The 1,681-nt window shown below is 68.8% G+C and carries 1 protein-coding gene; it reads left to right on the top strand.

What is annotated here, in order from left to right; genetic code table 11:
* The coding region (rpoB, locus tag ACFFR3_RS45150; protein ID WP_379485163.1) for a DNA-directed RNA polymerase subunit beta at positions 1–1,681 on the top strand (1,681 nt) is incomplete at both ends.

The following is a 1,681-nucleotide window of genomic DNA, read 5'->3' as shown; positions in this document are numbered from 1 at the left end:
CCTCGCGAAGGTCGGCCGCTACAAGATCAACAAGAAGCTGGGCGTCGACGCCGACATCACCCACGGCGCGCTCACCGTCGACGACATCGCCGCGATGATCGACTACCTGCTCCGCCTGCACGCGGGGGAGGAGTCGATGCCGGGGGCGCGGGGCGACGTGGTGGTCGAGACCGACGACATCGACCACTTCGGCAACCGCCGTCTGCGCAGCGTCGGCGAGCTCATCCAGAACCAGGTCCGGCTCGGGCTAGCCCGCATGGAGCGCGTCGTCCGCGAGCGCATGACCACGCAGGACGTCGAAGCCATCACGCCTCAGACGCTGATCAACATCCGGCCGCTGGTGGCGGCGCTCAAGGAGTTCTTCGGCACCTCGCAGCTGTCGGGGTTCATGGACCAGATCAACCCGCTGTCCGGGCTGACCCACCGGCGCCGCTTGTCCGCGCTGGGCCCCGGTGGTCTGTCGCGTGAGCGGGCCGGGTTCGAGGTCCGTGACGTGCACCCGTCCCACTACGGCCGGATGTGCCCGATCGAGACCCCCGAAGGGCCCAACATCGGCCTCATCGGCTACCTCGCCTGCTACGCCAGGATCAACCCGTTCGGCTTCGTCGAGACCCCCTACCGCAAGGTCGTCGACGGCCGGGTGAGCGAGCAGGTCGACTACCTCACCGCCGACGAGGAAGACCGCTTCGTCATCGCCCAGGCCAACACGGCGCTCACCGAGGACGGCGGGTTCGCCGAGCGGTACGTGTCGGTGCGGCGCAAGGGCGGCGAGTTCGAGCTGGCCAGGGCGGACGAGGTCGACTACATCGACGTCTCGCCGCGCCAGATGACGTCGGTGGCCACCGCGATGATCCCGTTCCTGGAGCACGACGACGCCAACCGCGCGCTCATGGGCGCGAACATGCAGCGCCAGGCCGTGCCGCTGATCAGGAGCGAGGCGCCGCTGGTCGGCACCGGCATGGAATACCGCGCCGCCACCGACACCGGCGACGTCATCATCGCCGCCTCCGCCGGCGTGGTGGAGGAGGTGTGCGCCGACTACGTCACCGTGGCCAACGACGACGGCACCCACGTCACGTACCGGGTCGCCAAGTTCAAGCACTCCAACCAGGGCACCAGCTTCAACCAGAAGCCCATCGTCACCGAGGGCCGGCGGGTGGAGGCGGGCCAGGTCATCGCCGACGGTCCCTGCACCGACGAGGGCGAGCTGGCGCTGGGCAAGAACCTGCTGGTGGCGTTCATGCCGTGGGAGGGACACAATTACGAGGACGCGATCATCCTGTCGCAGCGGCTCGTACAGGACGACGTGCTCTCCTCGATCCACATCGAGGAGTTCGAGGTCGACGCCCGCGACACCAAGCTCGGCCCCGAGGAGATCACCCGCGACATCCCCAACGTCTCGGAGGAGGCCCTCGCCGATCTGGACGAGCGCGGCATCATCCGCATCGGCGCCGAGGTGGTGCAGGGCGACATCCTCGTCGGGAAGGTGACGCCCAAGGGTGAGACGGAGCTGACGCCGGAGGAGCGGCTGCTGCGCGCGATCTTCGGTGAGAAGGCCCGCGAGGTGCGTGACACCTCGCTGAAGGTGCCGCACGGCGAGCAGGGCAAGGTCATCGGCGTACGCGTGTTCTCCCGTGAGGAGGGCGACGAGCTGCCGCCGGGTGTCAACGAGCTGGTGCGC

The organism is Nonomuraea salmonea, assembly GCF_042428605.1.
Classification (GTDB): Bacteria; Actinomycetota; Actinomycetes; order Streptosporangiales; family Streptosporangiaceae; genus Nonomuraea; species Nonomuraea salmonea.
The sequence above is the reverse complement of the archived record's forward strand: the minus strand, read 5'-3'. Positions and strand labels throughout refer to the sequence as shown.